Here is an 18,910-nt window from a genome sequence, read left to right as displayed (position 1 = left end):
ATAATTACTGATTAAATAAGGATAATGAGAATAGTACAAAAAATTCACAAAAGCAGAAGCCTGAAAACAATATTGTTTCTGGTAATTTCTTTCCAAAGTTTAAATGCGCAATACCTTGAGGGAATAACAAATGTAAGAGACACTTCTTTTGCTACTTACACTGCTTTCCAAAAAACACTGAAAAATTTTCCGAATATTACGATGGTTCCGGAAATGCATTTTGATTTTGTAAAACAAAAAAATGATATTGTGTACTGTTCTTATGGAAAGCGTAAAATGAAGCTGGATGCTTTTTTTTCTAAAAATGAAAAGAAAACTCAAACGGCAATCATCATCATTCATGGCGGTGGCTGGCGTTCGGGAAGCAGACAGCAGCACCATCAGCTGGCACAAAAGCTGGCGAGTTTAGGTTATGTATGCTTTACGCCGGAATACCGACTTTCTACTGAAGCACTTTTTCCGGCAGCTGTTTATGATTTAAAAGCTGCTATTCGCTGGGTTAGGGAAAATGCTAAACAATACAATGTCAATCCTGATCAGATTGTATCGCTGGGGTTTTCTGCAGGTGGTGAACTGGCTGCTTTTATGGGAACCACAGGTAATATGCCTCTTTTTGAAGGTGTTGTTACCAATTCCAATTCAAAATCACAGGTAAATGCTGTTGTAGATATTGACGGAACTTTGTCGTTTGTTCATCCTGAATCAGGTGAAGGTGATGAAAGTAAGAAGGTTTCGGCAGGAAAGTATTGGTCGGGTTATTCTAGAAAAGAAAACCCTGTACTTTGGGAAGCTGCTTCGCCATTAAGTTATGTAAGTGCCAATACGCCACCGACATTGTTTATTAACAGTTCTGTCGCCAGAATGCACGCCGGACGCGATGATTTCAGAAAGGTTTTGGATCAACACGGTATTTATTCAGAAGTTCATGAGTTCGAAAATTCACCACATGTTTTCTGTCTTTTTAATCCGTGGTTTGAACCAACGATTCAATACATTGATAACTTCCTGAAAAAGGTTTTCCCTAATTAATCCTAAACCGATTGTTGTTCGTAAATACGGGTTTCAAACCCGTATCCGAACGGATGTTTATAGGAATCCAAAGAATAAATAACAAATTTTAAAAAACAGAAATGCAACATCCGGTCAAAATAATATTTACCATTTTAAGCCTTGTTTTGTTTTCATCAAATGGTAATGCACAATCAGCTGATGGAAAATTAACGATAGAGGAAGTCTATAAAAATGTGGAATTTCCAATGCCAGTAGTAAAAGAAACATCCTTCCCGAATTTCGAGGTTAACATCACTGAATTTGGCGCAACAGGTGACGGAATATTCAAAAACACCGAAGCTATTGCAAAAGCTATTAATCACGTTTCGGGTAAAGGAGGAGGTAAAGTCATTATTCCGTCGGGAATCTGGTTAACTGGTCCGATAACACTTAAAAGCAACGTTAATCTGTGGCTTGCTAATGGTGCTGTATTGCTGTTCAGCAGAGATTTCAATGATTATCCGTTGCAGAAAGTGAGTTTTGAAGGCTTAAATTCCTATCGATGTGTTTCTCCGATAAATGCACAGGGAGCAGTAAACATTGCTATCACGGGAGACGGAATTATCGATGGAAGTGGTGATGCATGGCGACCTGTCAAAAAAATGAAAATGACAGACAACCAGTGGAATAATATTGTACGCTCGGGAGGTGTTTTATCTAAAGACGGTAAAATGTGGTTTCCTTCTGCAGGGGCAAGGAAAGGAAATGAGGTGATTTCAACTATTAACTTTCAGGTAGACGAAAACAATAAGGAATTAAAGGAAATAAAGGATTTTCTGCGTCCGGTTATGGTAAATTTAATAGAATGTAAACAAGTTTTACTTGACGGACCAACTTTTCAGAATTCACCGGCGTGGAATCTTCATCCTTTAATGTGTGAAGATGTTATTATACGAAACTTATCGATTAGGAATCCTTGGTATTCGCAGAATGGCGACGGTTTGGATTTAGAATCCTGCAAAAATGCATTGGTTTACAATAATACTTTTGATGTTGGGGATGATGCTATTTGTTTAAAATCAGGAAAAGATAAAGACGGAAGGGATCGAAATCTTCCAACTGAAAATGTCGTTATAAAAAATAACGTGGTGTATCATGCTCATGGTGGATTTGTTGTGGGAAGTGAAATGTCCGGCGGAGTAAAAAATGTTCACGTTTCCAATTGTTCTTTTATTGGGACAGATATTGGTCTGCGTTTTAAAAGTACCAGAGGAAGAGGCGGTGTTGTTGAAAATATTTATATCTCTAATATTAATATGACCAACATTGTTACAGAGGCCATTGGTTTTAATCTTTTTTATGGTGGCACTACGCCAAATTTTGAAGAAAACGATAAAAAAGCCGCTTTAAAAGAAGATCAGCATCATATTGCTGAAGAAACACCATCTTTCAGAAATATTTTTATGGAAAATATCCACGTGTCAGGCGCACAGAAAGCAGCATTTTTTATGGGATTGCCCGAAATGAATCTGAAAAATATAAATTTGAAAAATTCTGTATTAAAAGCAGATCAGGGAATCGAAATCATAGACGCTGACGGAATGCAGTTTAACAACGTAAAAATTATATCTCCGAAGTCTGCTGAGGTGACAATTTATAACGGGAAAAATTTAAAGTTCCAATCGATTTTGTTTGATAAGGATATTGACGCAAAAGTCAAAGTTTTTGGTAATAAAACTCAAAACATTTCTTTCAGTAAAAAGGATTTTAAAACTACTGATAAACCAATTATATTTAGTGAAAAAGTAAAGCCTTCTGTAATAACGTTTGAATAATGATTTAAAAATTTAACTTTCCTGTTTCTACAGAATGAAAACTTAGCCTGACACTTATAAGATTGCAACGGAAAGCGGGACGATTGGTGTTGAAAATGCCAAATGTTTCTGCTTCAAAAAAGAATCAAATTCTGATTATTATATTGCTTACTCATTTTTCTGCTTAAGATAATCCGAAGGAGACATTTTGAAAATTTCTTTAAAGCAGGTGCTAAAATAACTTGAACTGTTAAACCCGACTTTATAAGCGATATCGGCAATATCTGTCTCGCCGGCGTCAAAATATTGTCTGGCCCTTTTTACCCGCATATCCTTAACGAATTCTACGGGGCTCATGTTGGTAAGACTTTTAAATTTTCTGTAAAATGAAACCCTTGCCATGTTCATGGAGTTGGCAATCGTATCAATATTAAATGCTGGATTAGTCAAACCTTTTTCTACGATTGCTATAATATCTTTTAAGAATTGCTCGTCTTTGGTAGTAATTACAATTTCGCCCGGTTCTAATGTTATGGTTTTAATATCGGTTTGCAGGTTTTCGAAAAATCGTTTCCTGCGTTTGATTAAATTTTCAATCGAAGCCTTTAGGAAATCAGTGTCAAAAGGTTTTGTAATGTAATAATCGGCGCCGAAATTTAACCCTTCAATCTGACTTTCGACAGAAGATTTGGCTGTTAAAAGGATAACTGGAATATGGCTGGTCGCAGTATTATTTTTTAGTGCATCAAGTAATTCGATTCCGTTCATTTCGGGCATCATAATATCACTTAAGATCAGATCAGGCAGTTTATTTATAGCAGTTTCAAGTCCTTCTTTTCCGTTGGAAGCTTCAAGCACGCGGTAGGAACTCTGGAGCTGAATTTTTAATAAGTTTCGTAATTCGTTATTATCCTCTACAATCAGCACAACAGGTATGTTTGTGTCGTGTTGGGTTTGTACGGTTTCATTTTCTTTGTTTTGAGGACTAAGAAATGTATTTTTTTTAGGTTTTTCAATTTGTGAATAAACTTTACTGTTTTGAAGAATTTCGTTATTCAAATCGATTGCTATCGAAATCGTTAATCCTCCATTGCTGTTGTTTGCTGCAGAAATATTTCCGTGGTGTAATCTGATATATTCTTTACAAAGAGCCAATCCGATTCCGGTTCCTACATTCTTTGTTTTACCGGTTTCTGTTTCGTAATACAGTTTAAAAATGTCTTCAAGTTTGTTTTCCTCTACACCGATACCCTGGTCTGCGATATTAATTTTGAGAAAACTGCCGTCCATTTGAAGTTCAATGGTAATAGTACTGTTATCCGGAGAAAATTTAAAAGCATTCGACAATAAATTATAGATGACAATATCCATTTTTTCCCTGTCCAGATTTGCAAAAAGCGTTTCTGAATCAGATATGGTTTTGATTTTTATGTTTTTTTCGTGTGCAATCTGTGAGAATAAAGAATTGATTTCGTTTATAAAAGAAACCATTTCGACAGACTGGACATGAAGTTCTTCACTTCCGCTTTGTACTTTCCTGAAATCCAATAGCTGATTTACAAAACGTACTAATCTATTCGTGTTTTTTCTCACTGTTGCAATGTAATCATTGCCTAGCGGACTTAAATTCTCGTTTTTAGCAATTTCGTCTATTGGGTTTACAATAAGTGTTAAAGGCGTTCGCAGCTCATGGGAAATATTAGTAAAAAAACTTAATTTGAGCTCCGTCATTTCCTGTTCAACCACAACTTTGTTGCGTAACTGAATCATAGACATTGCGATCCTTCTGCCTGTTTCCAGTAGGGCAACACAAATAATAAAATATAAAAAGTAAGCCCAGCCGGTTTTCCAGAATGGGGGAGTAATGGTAAAAGTTAGTGTTTTTTGCGGAACATTGGTATATAATTCCGGATTAAGGCATTTTACTTCAAACTGATAATAACCGGGCGGTAAATTGGTAAAGGTTGCTTTTGTCTGATTTTTAACTTCATGCCAGGTGTCATCAAGTCCTTTTAATCTGTAAGCATATAATTGCCTGTTGTTTGATCTGTAATCCAGGACGGTATAATAAATACTAATGGTATTTTGCTGATAATTTAATTGAATGTCCGCATTGTAATTGATGTCTAATTCTAAAGGATATTCAGCAGATTTTACATTAGAGTTCTTATTGTTGATTTCAAAATTGGTAAAAACCATTTTGGTTGTAATTTTCTGGTTTTCAATTTTATTTGGGTTAAACTCAATGTAGCCGTTTCTGCATCCAAAAATTAAATTCCCATTTGGAAGTTTCAGACTTGATGATTCTGAAAAACCGGTCTTAACCAGTCCGTCATAAGAATCGTAATTTCTAAAAGTCTTCTTTTTTAAATCAAATTTTGCAATACCATTTTCTGTGGCAAGCCATAAATTTTTCTCGTCATCTTCGACCATACTCAGGATAAAATCATTTGGCAGACCGTTTTCTTTTGAAAAATTCTTAAATTTTATAAGGCCTTTTGTTTCTCTGGCCAGATTAAGTCCACCGCCTGCTGTCGAAACCCAGATTTTACCTTCGGAATCTTTATACATATATATGACATCATTACTGCCCAGACTGGATTTATCACCTGAGACTTTTACATATCGTGAAAATTTCAATTCATTTGGATTGTAATTCCCCGGTTTGAAAGTCACTAATCCGTTTGTAGTTGCAACCCAGATTTGTCCATTGTAACCTTTGGTTAAATGCCTTACTTTATTAGATTCTATTGTCGGGTAATTTTTGAAATTTTTGAAATTTTTGATAAAAAGCGTTTTACCATTGGCTTCTTTCAATAAATTGATTCCCGTACCAAAAGTTCCGATCCAGATTTGTTCGTTGTTGTCGACTAATACAGAATAGATGGAATTACTGCCAATACTATAAGGATCGTTTTTGTCGGATTTAAACTGGGTTAAAATATATTGAGAATTCTCCGGATTAGCAGGAACAGCCTTAAACAAACCATTTCCTTTGGTTCCTAACCAGATATTTCCCTTTGTATCGCCGGTGATAGTATATATAATTCCTATATCGTTATGATTAGCAAACAGGTTCTTTACTTCATGATTATTTTGGTAAACCCTTAATTTTCCTGCTTTTGAGGCTATCCATAATCTGTTTTTTTTATCGGTAAAAACAGCTCTGATTTCATTTTCAGATTTATTTTTTCTGCTGTCAACCAAAAGCTTCTGCTCAAAGACATTTTTCTGAAAAATGATTTTGTTTATGCCGCGGTCGTTGGTACTCATCCATAGAATTCCCGCAGGGTCAAAATACATGCAGGCCACAATATTCGAAAACTTCTGATTTTCGTCTCCCGGTTTATTAAAAAAGAAATCCAGCATTTTGCTTTTTGGATTGAAGTATCCAAATCCTCCTCCTTTTAATTTTACCCAGACACGATTGAAATTATCTTCAAAAACACCAAAATTATGATCCAGCTGCAGGAAAGTAGCGTCGTTTTGCTGCGAAAAAAACTGTACGCTTTTTACTTTCGGATTAACCAACAAAACACCATGCTTATCGGGTTCAACCCATAACAGACCTTGTTTGTCCTGATAAATAGAGTAGACAGGAGAATCTGAAATTTTAAATATCGATTTTGTATTTAAAGTTTTAATATCAAAAGTGATCAACTCTCCGGCACTCGTACTAATGAATAAAACAGTTTCATTTTTTGATTTTATGATTGAGTTGATGCTTGTCGAAGAAATTTTTAGCTTGGTTATTCTTTTGGATTTTTTGTCATAGCATATTAAGGTACCGTCATCAGTTCCAAACCAGATATCTTTATCCAGTGGCAGTATGCACTTTATATTACTATTCCTTAAAAGACTGCTGCTTTTGTAATTTTGATTTCCGGATTTTGAAATAATGTTTACACCCTTTTCAGAAGCTGCCCAAAGTGTATTGTTTTTATCTAATACTATAGAATTGATTTCATTGGAGTTTAAAGCAGAACCAGACGGCAATCCTTTTCCAAAATGTAAAAGCCTAATTTGATTGTTAGAAGTTTTTTGGGCTAAGTAAATACCATTATCGATAGTAGTGAGCCAGACGTTTCCATCTGCAGAAGGAAATATTTCGTCAAATTCAATTTTGTTTGTACCTAATATATGGGCTATCGACAGAAACTTTTCAGTGCTTTTTTCAAATCTGTAAATTTGACGGTCATAGGCTTTAAGCCAAATATAGCCCGAAGCATCTTCTTTCATGAGATCAATACGGTTGTTTCCAAGACTACTTTTGTCACCCGCACTTGCTTTGTAAGTAATGAAATTTTTTCCGTCAAATCTGTTAATGCCATCCCAGGTAGCAAACCACATAAAGCCTTCTTTGTCTTTTATCATATCCCTGACGTTGTCATGAGAGAGTCCGTTTTCTGTAGAATAGTTCTCTATTTTACATTTTATCTGCGCATTCAAATTATTTATACAAATAATAAATAAAAAGACAATTAAGAATTTATGAAACAGAAGGTTTTTCATTTATGAATTCCGTTTTTTTTGAAATAGATTATTTTTGTTTTCGTAAATATAATAAGTAATTTTAAGACACGGGAAATTTCAAACGGAGTATTAAGGCAAGGCAATTTTGTCAAACCGTATAGGTTTTAGTTTTTAATATAAAAAATGACTAATATTGCTTTCGGATTATCACCTCTTTATATAATGTCTGTTTATAGCAAATATGCTGATCATATTTTATTAAATCTTCTTAAGGAAGATGATCAGTTAGCGTATACAGAAATCTTCGAAAGATATTCCAGAATTCTCGTAAATCATGCCTATAAAATGCTTGGCAATCCTGACGAAGCCAACGATGTGGTTCAGGAAGTTTTTCTCTATATCTGGAACAAACGTTACGAATTAACAGTTGTCGGCTCTCTTTCTGCTTATTTATACAAAGCAGTAAAAAACAGAATACTCAATCATATCGCCCACGAAAAAGTGGTTTCACGTTATGCTGACTCCATTTCAAACTTTATTGAACATGATTACGTTGTCGCAGATTCTAATTTGAGAGAAAAAGAACTGGAAGCGATTATTGAAAAAGAAGTTGCTTTGCTTCCTGCAAAAATGCGTGAAGTTTTTCTTTTAAGAAAGGTAGAAGAACTTTCATACGACGAAATCGCACTTCAGTTGAATATCACAGACAAAACAGCGAAACAGCAGGTGTATAATTCGCTTAAGATCTTAAGAGAGAAGCTAAAATCGTTAATGAATGTTTTTATTTGGTAAAATTTAAAAATATTTTATGTTAAATTTTTTACCTCAATTTTTATGTAACGTGTTCATTAACAAATATAAGGATAACATCCGGTATTGGTTTTTTAATAATCTGATAATATTTTTTTAATTTTTTTTTGTCATTATCTATGACAAAAATCATTTCTAACTGTCTTACTTAAAAACGGGACAAAATTTCGTGTTGTAATTATGAATAAAACTGAAATCTTAGCGTTGCTGCAAAAACACAGTGAAGGTACTTTATCTGATACAGATAAGGACAAACTGGATGCATGGTATTTGCATAAAGCTTCTAACAGCAACAGACAGCTTAGCGAATATGAGCTGGAAGACAGTTATGAACATCTGAGATCGAAATTACCATTATACAGTGAGCCAAAAGTAATCAGCCTTTGGCCGCGTGTAGCCGTTGCCGCTTCAATAGCTTTGTTATTGGGTGCCGGTCTGTTTTATTTTACAAAATCAAAAGAACAGCAGCTTCAGCTTCCTCAGGTAGTTGAAAAACCACAGGAAATTGCTCCCGGAGGTAACAGGGGAATTTTGACACTTTCGAACGGAAAGCAAATTGTGCTGTCTGATATTTCGGCAAAAGACACAATTGCAAATGAAGGGGATGAAGTTACGATTAAAATGGATGCGAACGGAGTTATTACCTATGTTATAAATCCGAATGCGGATATTCCGGCAGATGATGCCAATTCTTTCAATACGCTTTCAACACCAACAGGAGGACAATACAATATTGTTTTGGCAGACGGAACCAAAGTATATTTAAATACGGTTTCATCTATTAAATATCCGACCCGTTTCAATGGAGATCAGAGAGTGGTTGAGTTAGACGGAGAGGCTTATTTTGAAGTGGCTAAAAATAAAGAGAAGCCTTTTATCGTAAAATCAGAAAATCAGGCTATCGAAGTCCTTGGAACTCATTTTAACGTACATGCTTACGATAATGAGCCAATTGTAAAAACTACTTTACTGGAAGGAAGCGTAGCGATTACGTATAAAAATCAAAAAGCGGTTTTAAAACCGGGCCAGCAGTCAAATGTGTCTGATAAATTAAACAGGATTGCAATTAGACAGGTGGATACCGAAGCAGCCATTGCCTGGAAAAATGGCCGATTTAAATTTGACAACGCCGATTTGAAATCGGTTATGAAACAATTGGAACGCTGGTACGGAATCAAAGTAGAATATCGTGGCGATGTATCGGATGTAAGATTTAACGGCGGTACGTTTATGAATAAAAATTTATCTGAAGTATTAAAAGTACTTGAGCTTAGCAATATCAAATTTAAAGTCGAAGGAAAAACAATTATTGTATATCCTTAGATTTTGGGTTTACCCGGTTATATCTGGACTATAAACTAAAAAACCAGAAGCAGTTGCGATGCTTCTGGTTGTTAAAAGGCAGTAGTTCAAATATAAGTTGTTCACCATTGTTTAACTAAAACCAAGTGTAAATGTATGAAATTTAATTTACAACAAAAAAAACCTTACAAAAAAGTCAAAAAAAATTTTGGATTTGATTTTTCCAGTCATTTTTGGATGTTCAGTGCCCTTTTTATGCTGTTTTGCAGCTATACGGGACAAGCGCAGAACATAACTGTTAATTTTAAAGATGCGCCTCTTGAAAGAGTGCTAAAAGAAGTAGCTAAACAGGCTAATTATGAAGTTTTTTATACGCAGAAACTGCTAAAAGACTCAAGCCCTGTAACAATTAATGTTAAGAATGCTACTTTAAAAGAAACACTGAGTCAGATTTTCAGTTCTCAGAATTTAAAATATTCGATTACCAACCAGACAATTGTGGTAACTGCTGCAAAAGAGGAAGGACGGGGAAACGGATCAGGAAGAATACAGGGAAAAGTATTAAATAGTAAAAATGAGCCATTTCCGGGAGTAAACGTTACAATTGCGGGAACGAATCAGCATACAATTACCGATTTTGACGGTAGCTTTACTTTAGAAAACGCGCCTCTGGACGGTATTCTTGAATGTTCCGGATTAACAATCGAAAAAAAATCGTTTGGCATCAACGGGCGCACTACAATGAATTTGGTTGTTGAAGACAAAGTATCTGCCATGAAAGAGGTGGTAGTTACAGGTTTTCAAACACTTACCAGAAGTCATTCTACAGGTGCAATTGCTCAGGTGAGTGAAAAAGTTTTAAATGAGAACATCAATACCAATCTTGCATCTGCTCTTGAAGGGCGTGTGGCAGGTTTGATGTTTCAGAAAAATCCAACAGGAGCTTCGGCAGATACACCTATATTAAGAGGTATTGGAACCTATTCTTCTTTAGAAGTAGGTTACAGCCCGCTTTTAGTTATAGATGGCCTGCCAACCGAATTAACTCTGGATCAGATTAATCCTTATGATATTGAAAGTGTAAACGTTCTTAAAGATGCCGCAGCCGGTTCTATTTATGGTTCAAGAGCTGCAAACGGTATTATCGTTTTGACTACTAAAAAAGGAAATGGAAAACTGAAAGTAAGTATAAATTCTGATTTCTTTGTTGGTACCAAACCAAATCTTAAAGATATGAATTACGCTTCTACCAGTGATATTATTGATCTTGAACAGGCAGTGTACAACAGGGAAAGAGCCAGATTTACCAATACAGCTACTATGTTCAGCAGTTATGGTGATATTGGAAGCAGCAGCCCAAAATATTACAGCCCTTTATACCAGCTTAACAGGAATTTGGAAGACGGGAAAATCAGCAGTGCAGATTACGATACTACTATCGCTCAATGGAGAAAGAACGATTACATAAAAGATTATCGTGATAATGTATGGCAAAATGAATTCAGACAACGTTACAATTTAGCATTTTCAGGAAGTACAAGTAAGCAAAATACATATGTGTCATTAAATTATGATGCTGCAGATAATCGTATTAAAAACAACACTAGTCAGGCATTTAATCTTTATGCAAAAAGCAGTTTTCAGATCAATAACTGGTTAAATGCTACTTTCGGGGTAAATGCAACTTATACGAATGAAGATGTTACTGATTCTGATTTCGGTAATTATGACATCCAAAAAAGATACGAACGTATAACAGATGATAATGGAGATCTTGTAATGTCTTCATTTGTAGGTATTAAAGATGGTTTTACCGGCAGTAGTGTTATTAACCCTGCTATGGCTGAAAAAATCAATAGCTTAAGTGGTTTTAAATCTGTAAGATTTAATGTTTTGGATGCACTTAAGGAAGGTATAACACATGAAAACTCGTTAGGTTTAAGAACTTTTGCAAACATTCGTGCTAAAATCTGGAAAGGCTTAAGCTTTAATACACAACTTCAGTACGAATTAAGAAAAAATGATAACGAACAGTATTATGCTGTAGACTCTTATAAAATGCGTTATGCAATTAATGGTTTAACAGGATATAATGCTACTACAAATGTTTACACCTATGTGGACGGTTTTTCTACAGGAGGACGTTACAAACAATGGAGCAGTCAGGCGAGTAATTATTCTTTTAGAAACCAGTTAGATTTTAATCAGGATTTTAGTGAAGGGAAACATTCGGTAAATGCTATAGCAGGTTTTGAAATGCGTGAAACTTTTGTTCCGAGAACTATCGAGCAATTACGATATGGTTATGACCCTGTTACACTTACTTCTGCTACATTGAATAATCTTTCGCTTAGTCAAACTGGAGTTTCCAGTTATATCTATGGAAATAGCAATACTTTAGCAGCTTTATCAAGAACTCAGACAGAAGTTTTACATCACTATTTTTCTGTTTTTAGTACAGCGGGTTATACTTATTTATCAAAATACAATGTAACGGGAAGTTATCGTGTTGACCGTGCCGATTTATTTGGAATAGATTCTAAATATAAAAACCGTCCATTATGGTCAGCAGGTTTAGGATGGAATGTTAGCAGCGAGGAATTCATGAAAGATGTAAAATGGGTTGACATGCTTAAATTCAGAGCAACTTATGGTGTAAGCGGAAATATTGATCAAAGTACAACGCCATATGTAACTGCTACAAGAAAAAATGATAATTTATATTCTTCATTGCAATACATAAATATTTCGTCTCAGCCTAACCCAATGTTAAGATGGGAAAAAACACAAACTACCAACTTAGGTTTAGATTATACTGTGTTGAAACACAAACTAACAGGTAGTATTGATGTATATCGTAAATACAGTAGTGATTTATTAGCAACAACAGATTTAGATCCTACAGTTGGAGCAACGAGCAGAAGAATTAATGCCGGAGCTTTACTAAACAGAGGAGTTGAATTTACAGTTGGTTCTGAATGGTATAATAATGGTAATTTCCGTATTAACTCTAATGTGGTTTTTGGTTTCAACAGTACAACTGTTGATAAAGTTACCAGAGCACAATCGACTTCTTCAGTATATGTAAGTGCGCCATCGAACTACTTTTTCGAAGGAGATATATACAATACTTTGTATGCTTACAAATATGGAGGTACAGTTAATGGATATCCTTATGTTCTGGATGAAAACGGAAATCCGTCAATCACTTTTGATGCTAATGGAAATCCGATATCAACAAGTATAAAAACAGTAAGTAATCCAAATGCACTTGTAAAAATGGGAAGTTTGACCCCAACTTATACAGGTTCACTTTCACAGCGATTCTCATATAAAGGATTCGATTTGAACATGATGTTTATTTTCTCAGGAGGTAACGTAATGCGTAAAGAAACGATCGATATGAGCTCTGATGCGGTAAATCTTTCAGGTATCGCAGATCGTTATACAGATGCTAATCCAAATGGTAATACACGTTTATATGTAGATTTAGCAGAAAATGTAAGAAGTTATGCAGGAACAATCAGCAGCCAATGGAGAAATTCAGATGTGAATGTTGTAGACGGAGATTACATCAAACTTAGAAACATTTCATTAGGTTACAGCCTTCCAAAATCTTTCGCAAACAAAATCAAAATGGAATCAGCAAAATTCACTTTCCAGGTAAACAATCTCTGGTATTGGAGTGCAGCCGGAAACCGTATTGATCCGGAAGTTTATTCAGCGAATTCAGGCACACGTAATTTGCCATTGCCTAAAACGTACTTATTTGGTTTTAACCTAACCCTTTAAAAAAAATGAAAAAGATACATATTATAATGCTGTCGCTGGTAATGTTTGGTGCAGCATCATGCGAAGAATATACAGATCTTACACCTAAGGGAGCTTTGGTAGTAGAGACTGCAGACCAATTTCACGAAATGGTATCCCTGCCAGGAAGAGGTTATCCAATCAACAACTTTCAGTATCTGGTAGATGACCAGTGGATGAAAGAATCAAATGTAATAGGAGTAACTCCTAATATCAATACGATCAATTTTACTTTTGATGAAACAACTGACAGGGTTTCTTTGATGACAGGATCGAGCTTTTATAACCAGGCTTACACTTATATCAACAGATGGAATACTATTATTTCATTAGTTGATGATAGTAAGGGGGAAGGAAGTACTAAACAATTAGCAAAAGCAGAAGCAAAAATTTACAGAGCATACGATCACTTTTTGTTAGTAAACCATTATGCAAAAGGGTATGACCCACAAACTGCAGCTACCGATGGAGGTATTTGTATTATGGATAAATTTGATCTAGAAGCTCAGCCGGCAAAATCTACAGTTGAACAGGTTTACGATTTTATTCAGAAAGATATCGAAGATGCATTGCCTTATCTTCAGGAAACTCCACGTGATGTTTACCATCCGTCACTGGCATTTGCTTATGCTTTCAAAGCAAAAGTTCATTTGTTTAAACGTGAAATTGCAAAAGCTAAAGAAGCAGCAGAAAAATCACTAAGCTACAATAATAAAATATTTGATATGGTAGCTTATAATGCACAAGGTGGGCCAAATGTAGTTTCTGTACCGGCAGCAAATAATATAGAGGTACTTAGCTACCAGTATATGACAGGTTACAATGAGATGAGTTTTGGATATCAATATATCATAAGTCCGGAGTTGAGAACTTTATTTGGAACTAATGATGCACGTTTTAATTTGTTTTTTAATACTACAAGCACAACAAATCTGGATCAGGGTTCAAATACAGCATATTGGGGAACTACTTACACCAAATTCTTTTATCCTACTGTTGGTATGAAAACGACTGAGGTATACTTGATACTTGCAGAATGTTATGCCAGAGAAGATAAGCTTACTGAAGCAGTTGATGTTTTAAATACATTAAGAGCAAAACGTATTTTATCAGGTACCGTAAATTTAACTGTTCCGGCTACCAGAAAAGAAACGATGGAACTTGTTATAAACGAACGCAGAAAAGAATTGATGTTTGGTTTTAATCGTTTCTTTGATCTTAAACGATTAAATACTGAAACGGAATATGCAAAAACAATTACAAGGGTATTTCCACTTGTAAACAAAACGGTAGAGCAAAAAACGTATACATTACAGCCTAACTCGAGATTGTACATTGTACCGTTTCCTTTAACGGCTTTGATGAAAAATCCAAAACTTACATTAAACACGGACGAAAAAGTCCCATTTTAATCCTGATGAATAAATTATTTATAATTTTCACCATGCTGCTGGCCACGCAGCAGCATGGTTTTTCTCAAAACACTGCTGAAAAAAAAGCAGATAGTACCAGTACGCAGCCAAAAGGAATGCAGGCTTACAACAAAGTAATTACCGATAAAGCGAAAAGTAAAACGGGTCTTTTTACAGTAAGTCAGGTAGATACGAAATACTATTTTCAGGTTCCGGACAGTTTGTTTAACCGATACATGTTGGTAGTTACCCGATTTCTTTCGACTCCTGAAGGGATGGGAACTTTTGGTGGTGAAAAAGCCAATGAGCAGACTATTTATTTTGAAAAAGGACCTAATAATACCGTTTTTTTAAGATCATTACAATACAGACAGGATGTTCGTAATGCAGATTCTATGCTGGCAAAAGCATTGGCTGGCAGTAACGAAAATCCGATTGTAGCAGCGTTTCCAATCAAAACAACCAATCCTGATAATGGAAATGTTGTTATTGACGTAACAGATGCCTTCAAAAAAGATAATGCCATGTTTTCTATAGAGAGCAAAGAGAAAACAGAAAAAAAATTAACCACTCTTGCTGACGACAAATCTTTTATTGAAAGTATAGATACTTATCCGATTAACATTGAGGTAAAATCAACAAGAACCTATACAAGTTCTACAGCAAGCAGCGGAACCGTGACACTAAGATTGAACACCTCAATCGTATTGCTTCCAAAAGTGCCTATGCGCAAACGTTTTGCAGACGAAAGAGTAGGTTTTTTTGCTAATAAATATGTTTTGTTTGATGACGACCAGCAGCGTGCAGAGAAAAAATTCATCATTCAGCGTTACCGTCTGGAGCCAAAAGACAAAGACATCAAAAAATACCTAAGAGGCGAATTGGTTGAACCTAAAAAACAAATCGTCTATTATATTGATCCGGCTACGCCAAAAAAATGGAGACCTTATTTAATTGCAGGTATCAATGACTGGCAGAAAGCTTTTGAAGCAGCAGGTTTTAAAAATGCTATTGTTGGTAAAGAATGGCCGGAAGATGATAAAACAATGAGCCTGGAAGACGCAAGGTATTCTGTAGTAAGATATCTGGCTTCTGAAACACCAAATGCTTACGGTCCGAGAATTAGCGATCCAAGAAGCGGTGAAATTATGGAGAGCCATGTTGGCTGGTATCATAATGTGATGAAATTAGTGCAAAGATGGTACATGATTCAGGCAGGACCTTTAGATCCAAAAGCCAGAAAAATGCAATTAGATGATGAATTAATGGGACAGCTAATCCGTTTTGTTTCTTCTCATGAAATCGGACATACCATTGGTTTGCGTCATAACATGGGAGCGAGCAGCGCTACTCCGGTAGAAAAACTTCGTGATAAAAACTGGGTTGAAGCAAATGGTCATACCGTTTCTATCATGGATTATGCACGTTTTAATTATGTGGCACAGCCAGAAGATAATATTGGTCCGGCGGGTATCTACCCACGTATCGGAATGTACGACAAATGGGCTGTTAAATGGGGGTATAGCTATCTTCCAAATGCAAAAGATGAGTTTGAAGAAGAAAAAATACTCAGCAAAATGGCTACAGACAGTCTGACCGCTAATCCTAAATTATGGTTTGGAGGCGAAGGAAAAGATGAAGACCCGCGTAGTCAGGCAGAAGATTTGGGTGATGACGCTGTACTTGCCAGTGATTACGGAATTAAAAACTTAAAACGCGTAGTACCAAATCTTGTAGAATGGACTTACGAACCAAATGATGCTTACAATAATTTAGAAGATATGCATAAAGCGGTTGTAGGGCAATATTCAAGATACTTGTATCATGTGCTGAAATATATTGGTAATAACTATATCACTAAAAGAACTGTTGATGAAAAAGGTATCGTAAACCAGCCTGTTCCAAAAGCAAAAGTGAAAGCAGCCATTGATTATGTAGGAAGACAATTGTTTGTAGCACCTCTTTGGATGTATCCACAAAATATTGATCAGCTTATTTCTTTAAAAACAGAAGATCAGATTTCAGATCAGCAGAATCAGGTACTAAATATATTGTTAAGTTCAGGAATACTTTATAATATCAACCTTAAATCGATGCAGTTTGAAGGTGCTTATACAGTTCCTGAGTTTTTAAACGATGTACAGAAAACGGTATGGGTAAACTTTACCGGTGACGTAAAACAGGATTATTACAGAAGATCTTTACAAAGAAGCTATATTGATAAATTGGGTATGCTGTTGTTGCCTAAAGAAGCAGAACCAGGAAAAGCTTTAAATGCAGCACAGCGTAGTGATGTAAGATTATATGGTAAACAGCATATTTTGAAATTAAGAGCAGATGTTACCAAATCAATGAATGCATCAACAGGGCTTAATAAAGATCATTTCGAAAATATTTTGATCGAGATTGACAAAATTATTTCAAAACTAAATAAAACAGATATATGAAAAGAATATTAGTTATAGCATTCATCTTCTTAAGTGCTTTGGGACAAGCTCAATTGAAATCAAAAGAAGAAGTAACTCCGGATCAGGTTGAAAAACGTGAAGCACAAAAAAAGGAAATCACAAAAAATTACCTGGCTTTAAAAAACAGCCTTATAATTTCAGATAGCCTTGCGGTTGTTAAAAATGCAGAGGCACTAAAGAGTTCATTAAAAAACTTCAAATTTAAAAAGCTGACTCTTGAAAAAATGAACGAGGCTACTACAAAAAGAAGGGATATTATTGATCTTGCAACTCAGGTAACAGCAACTAAAAATATCAATAAACAAAGAAAAATCGTTCAGGAACTTTCAGTTAAATTTTGGGATTTAGCTCCAAAATTCAAAGCTGAAGACGCTACATTATATCTTCAGGTTTGCCCAATGACCGGGGCAGTCTGGACAAGCGACAGTAAGGAAATCAAAAACCCTTACTATCCTAAAAATATGCTGACTTGCGGTGAAGTAAAAGCAAGTCTGTAAAGGTTGAATTAGTTGGATAAATACGGTATTCTGAAAAGAGCCGTATTTGTCTGTTTATATAGTTTGTAAATATTCCATACAAAAGATCATCCGAAAAGGACATTTTTTGTGTGGAATATTTTTTTGTTTGCTAAAACGCTTTTCTAATTCTTGAGTCGAATTTGATTTGCGTTTAGAATCAACTTTTTTAATGTTTAAAAAATATCTTTATAAGTATAGTAGTTTTATAGAATTAATATAATACTTTTGCAGCACAGAAAATTTCTGTAATGATGCTTATCCAGAAAGACCGAGGGATTAGGCCCTTTGACGTCTTAGCAACCTGTTGCTTAATAAGGTGCTAAATCCTGCCGATACGGACAGATAAGAAAGATTTCCTTAGTTAATCTGCATAATCATCAATTTAAAAAATAGAGGTTTTATTATTGCTTAAATCTAAATGGGTTTATTGAAATTTTTGAACAGATTGTAAAATTATGTATCAGAATTATTTCTTTAAGCAGATGTATTTTTAAGATGAATTGAAATTGATCTCCGGCTTAACAGGAAAACTCAACAGTTTACAATTAGCCGAAATTTGTATAAAGAATTTAAGATTTGGTCGAAATTTTCAAATTAGCAAAAGAAAAACCTGAAAATAAAAATTATTAAAATTTAGCAGTCTAAAAAACAATATATAGCAAATGATGAAGGATATTAATGCTCATATTATTAATTTACTATTTTTACATCCGGACATGAACTTTTTAAAAGGCAACAAAAAATTGAAATCAGTTAGCAGTTCAAGTATTAAGGATGGTTTAAAAAATGTATTTGATGCATATTACGAGGCGCTCGTACTTTATGCCAATCGATTTTTGCCTGCTATTGATGAATGTGAAGATCTCGTTCAGGATCTGTTTGTGGATTTATGGGAAAAAGACCCGTTTTTTCCTGATGAAATTTCACTTAAAATCTTTCTGTATAAATCTACCCGAAATAAATGTTTTAATGTTATAAAACATAGTAAAGTCAAAGATAAATATGCAACGTCACAGTCGATAAATATCTTAGAAGATGATACTCTGTTTTTAGAGCACGTTCTCGAAGAAGAAATCGTAAGACAGCTACATCAGGCAATTGAATTACTTCCTGACCGTAAAAAAGAGATTATAAAAATGAGTCTCAAAGGGCTAAAAAATCAGGAGATTTCAGAAATACTTAATATTAAACTGCAGACAGTAAAAACGTTGAAATCGCAGTCTTATGCAATTTTAAGACAACAGTTTCAGGACATGGACATCATTTTGTACTTCTTATTATCATAAGAAAATATCCTTATTTTACTCTATTTT

The 18,910-nt window shown here is 34.9% G+C and carries 10 protein-coding genes and 1 riboswitch; of the genes, 9 read left to right on the top strand and 1 reads right to left on the bottom strand.

The genetic code is table 11. The annotated features are described in order from the left end of the window. The first annotated feature begins 24 nt into the window (after positions 1-24). Together GWR14_RS16990 and GWR14_RS16985 are read left to right on the top strand one after the other, a co-directional pair. Positions 25-1,029, top strand: a complete 1,005-nt coding sequence (locus GWR14_RS16990) for an alpha/beta hydrolase (protein WP_163410271.1) — start codon at positions 25-27, stop codon at positions 1,027-1,029. 101 nt (positions 1,030-1,130) lie between these two features. After that, a complete protein-coding gene (locus GWR14_RS16985; RefSeq protein WP_163410270.1) occupies positions 1,131-2,825 on the top strand; it encodes a glycoside hydrolase family 28 protein in 1,695 nt (564 codons plus the stop codon). A gap of 147 nt (positions 2,826-2,972) precedes the next feature. Here the strand turns inward: GWR14_RS16985 and GWR14_RS16980 are convergent, their stop codons facing one another. Then, complete coding sequence (locus tag GWR14_RS16980) at positions 2,973-7,316, bottom strand: hybrid sensor histidine kinase/response regulator transcription factor (RefSeq protein WP_163410269.1); 4,344 nt, start codon at positions 7,314-7,316, stop codon at positions 2,973-2,975. 144 nt (positions 7,317-7,460) lie between these two features. Between GWR14_RS16980 and GWR14_RS16975 the strand changes: the two genes are divergently transcribed. The 7 genes from GWR14_RS16975 (at position 7,461) to GWR14_RS16945 (ending at position 18,883) form a co-directional block, all read left to right on the top strand. Next, positions 7,461-8,069: an RNA polymerase sigma factor gene (locus GWR14_RS16975; RefSeq protein ID WP_246236340.1), complete on the top strand. Its 609-nt coding sequence runs from the start codon at positions 7,461-7,463 to the stop codon at positions 8,067-8,069. 198 nt (positions 8,070-8,267) lie between these two features. Next, a complete protein-coding gene (locus tag GWR14_RS16970) occupies positions 8,268-9,410 on the top strand; it encodes a FecR family protein (protein ID WP_163410268.1) in 1,143 nt (380 codons plus the stop codon). Positions 9,411-9,545: 135 nt separating this feature from the next. Beyond that, the gene (locus GWR14_RS16965; protein WP_163410267.1) at positions 9,546-13,181 is read left to right on the top strand and encodes a SusC/RagA family TonB-linked outer membrane protein; all 3,636 of its coding nucleotides are present in this window, start codon (positions 9,546-9,548) and stop codon (positions 13,179-13,181) included. A 5-nt stretch (positions 13,182-13,186) separates the two neighbouring features. Beyond that, positions 13,187-14,611, top strand: coding sequence for a RagB/SusD family nutrient uptake outer membrane protein (locus tag GWR14_RS16960; RefSeq protein ID WP_163410266.1), 1,425 nt, complete (start codon positions 13,187-13,189; stop codon positions 14,609-14,611). A gap of 5 nt (positions 14,612-14,616) precedes the next feature. Then, positions 14,617-17,058 (top strand): zinc-dependent metalloprotease, encoded by a 2,442-nt coding sequence (locus tag GWR14_RS16955; protein ID WP_163410265.1) that lies wholly within the window; start codon positions 14,617-14,619, stop codon positions 17,056-17,058. After that, positions 17,055-17,576 carry a DUF3347 domain-containing protein gene (locus GWR14_RS16950; RefSeq protein ID WP_163410264.1) on the top strand — a complete coding sequence of 174 codons (522 nt, stop codon included), beginning with the start codon at positions 17,055-17,057 and terminating at the stop codon, positions 17,574-17,576. Before GWR14_RS16955 ends, GWR14_RS16950 begins: the two co-directional genes overlap by 4 nt. Positions 17,577-17,849: 273 nt before the next feature. Further along, positions 17,850-17,946: riboswitch (SAM riboswitch) on the top strand. 313 nt (positions 17,947-18,259) lie between these two features. Then, entirely contained in the window at positions 18,260-18,883 is a 624-nt protein-coding gene (locus tag GWR14_RS16945; RefSeq protein WP_163410263.1) for a sigma-70 family RNA polymerase sigma factor, read from the top strand. The last annotated feature ends 27 nt before the right edge of the window (positions 18,884-18,910 follow it).

It is taken from the genome of Flavobacterium ajazii, from assembly GCF_010614725.1.
Taxonomy (GTDB): domain Bacteria; phylum Bacteroidota; class Bacteroidia; order Flavobacteriales; family Flavobacteriaceae; genus Flavobacterium; species Flavobacterium ajazii.
The sequence above is the reverse complement of the archived record's forward strand: the minus strand, read 5'-3'. Positions and strand labels throughout refer to the sequence as shown.

What these genes read in the sequence shown, in the direction of transcription:
- GWR14_RS16945 (WP_163410263.1), top strand. Translation starts at nt 18,260, where the DNA reads ATGATGAAGGATATTAATGCTCATATTATTAATTTACTATTTTTACAT.
- GWR14_RS16990 (WP_163410271.1), top strand. Translation starts at nt 25, where the DNA reads ATGAGAATAGTACAAAAAATTCACAAAAGCAGAAGCCTGAAAACAATA.
- GWR14_RS16975 (WP_246236340.1), top strand. Translation starts at nt 7,461, where the DNA reads ATGACTAATATTGCTTTCGGATTATCACCTCTTTATATAATGTCTGTT.
- GWR14_RS16965 (WP_163410267.1), top strand. Translation starts at nt 9,546, where the DNA reads ATGAAATTTAATTTACAACAAAAAAAACCTTACAAAAAAGTCAAAAAA.
- GWR14_RS16950 (WP_163410264.1), top strand. Translation starts at nt 17,055, where the DNA reads ATGAAAAGAATATTAGTTATAGCATTCATCTTCTTAAGTGCTTTGGGA.
- GWR14_RS16970 (WP_163410268.1), top strand. Translation starts at nt 8,268, where the DNA reads ATGAATAAAACTGAAATCTTAGCGTTGCTGCAAAAACACAGTGAAGGT.
- GWR14_RS16960 (WP_163410266.1), top strand. Translation starts at nt 13,187, where the DNA reads ATGAAAAAGATACATATTATAATGCTGTCGCTGGTAATGTTTGGTGCA.
- GWR14_RS16980 (WP_163410269.1), bottom strand. Translation starts at nt 7,316, where the DNA reads ATGAAAAACCTTCTGTTTCATAAATTCTTAATTGTCTTTTTATTTATT.
- GWR14_RS16985 (WP_163410270.1), top strand. Translation starts at nt 1,131, where the DNA reads ATGCAACATCCGGTCAAAATAATATTTACCATTTTAAGCCTTGTTTTG.
- GWR14_RS16955 (WP_163410265.1), top strand. Translation starts at nt 14,617, where the DNA reads ATGAATAAATTATTTATAATTTTCACCATGCTGCTGGCCACGCAGCAG.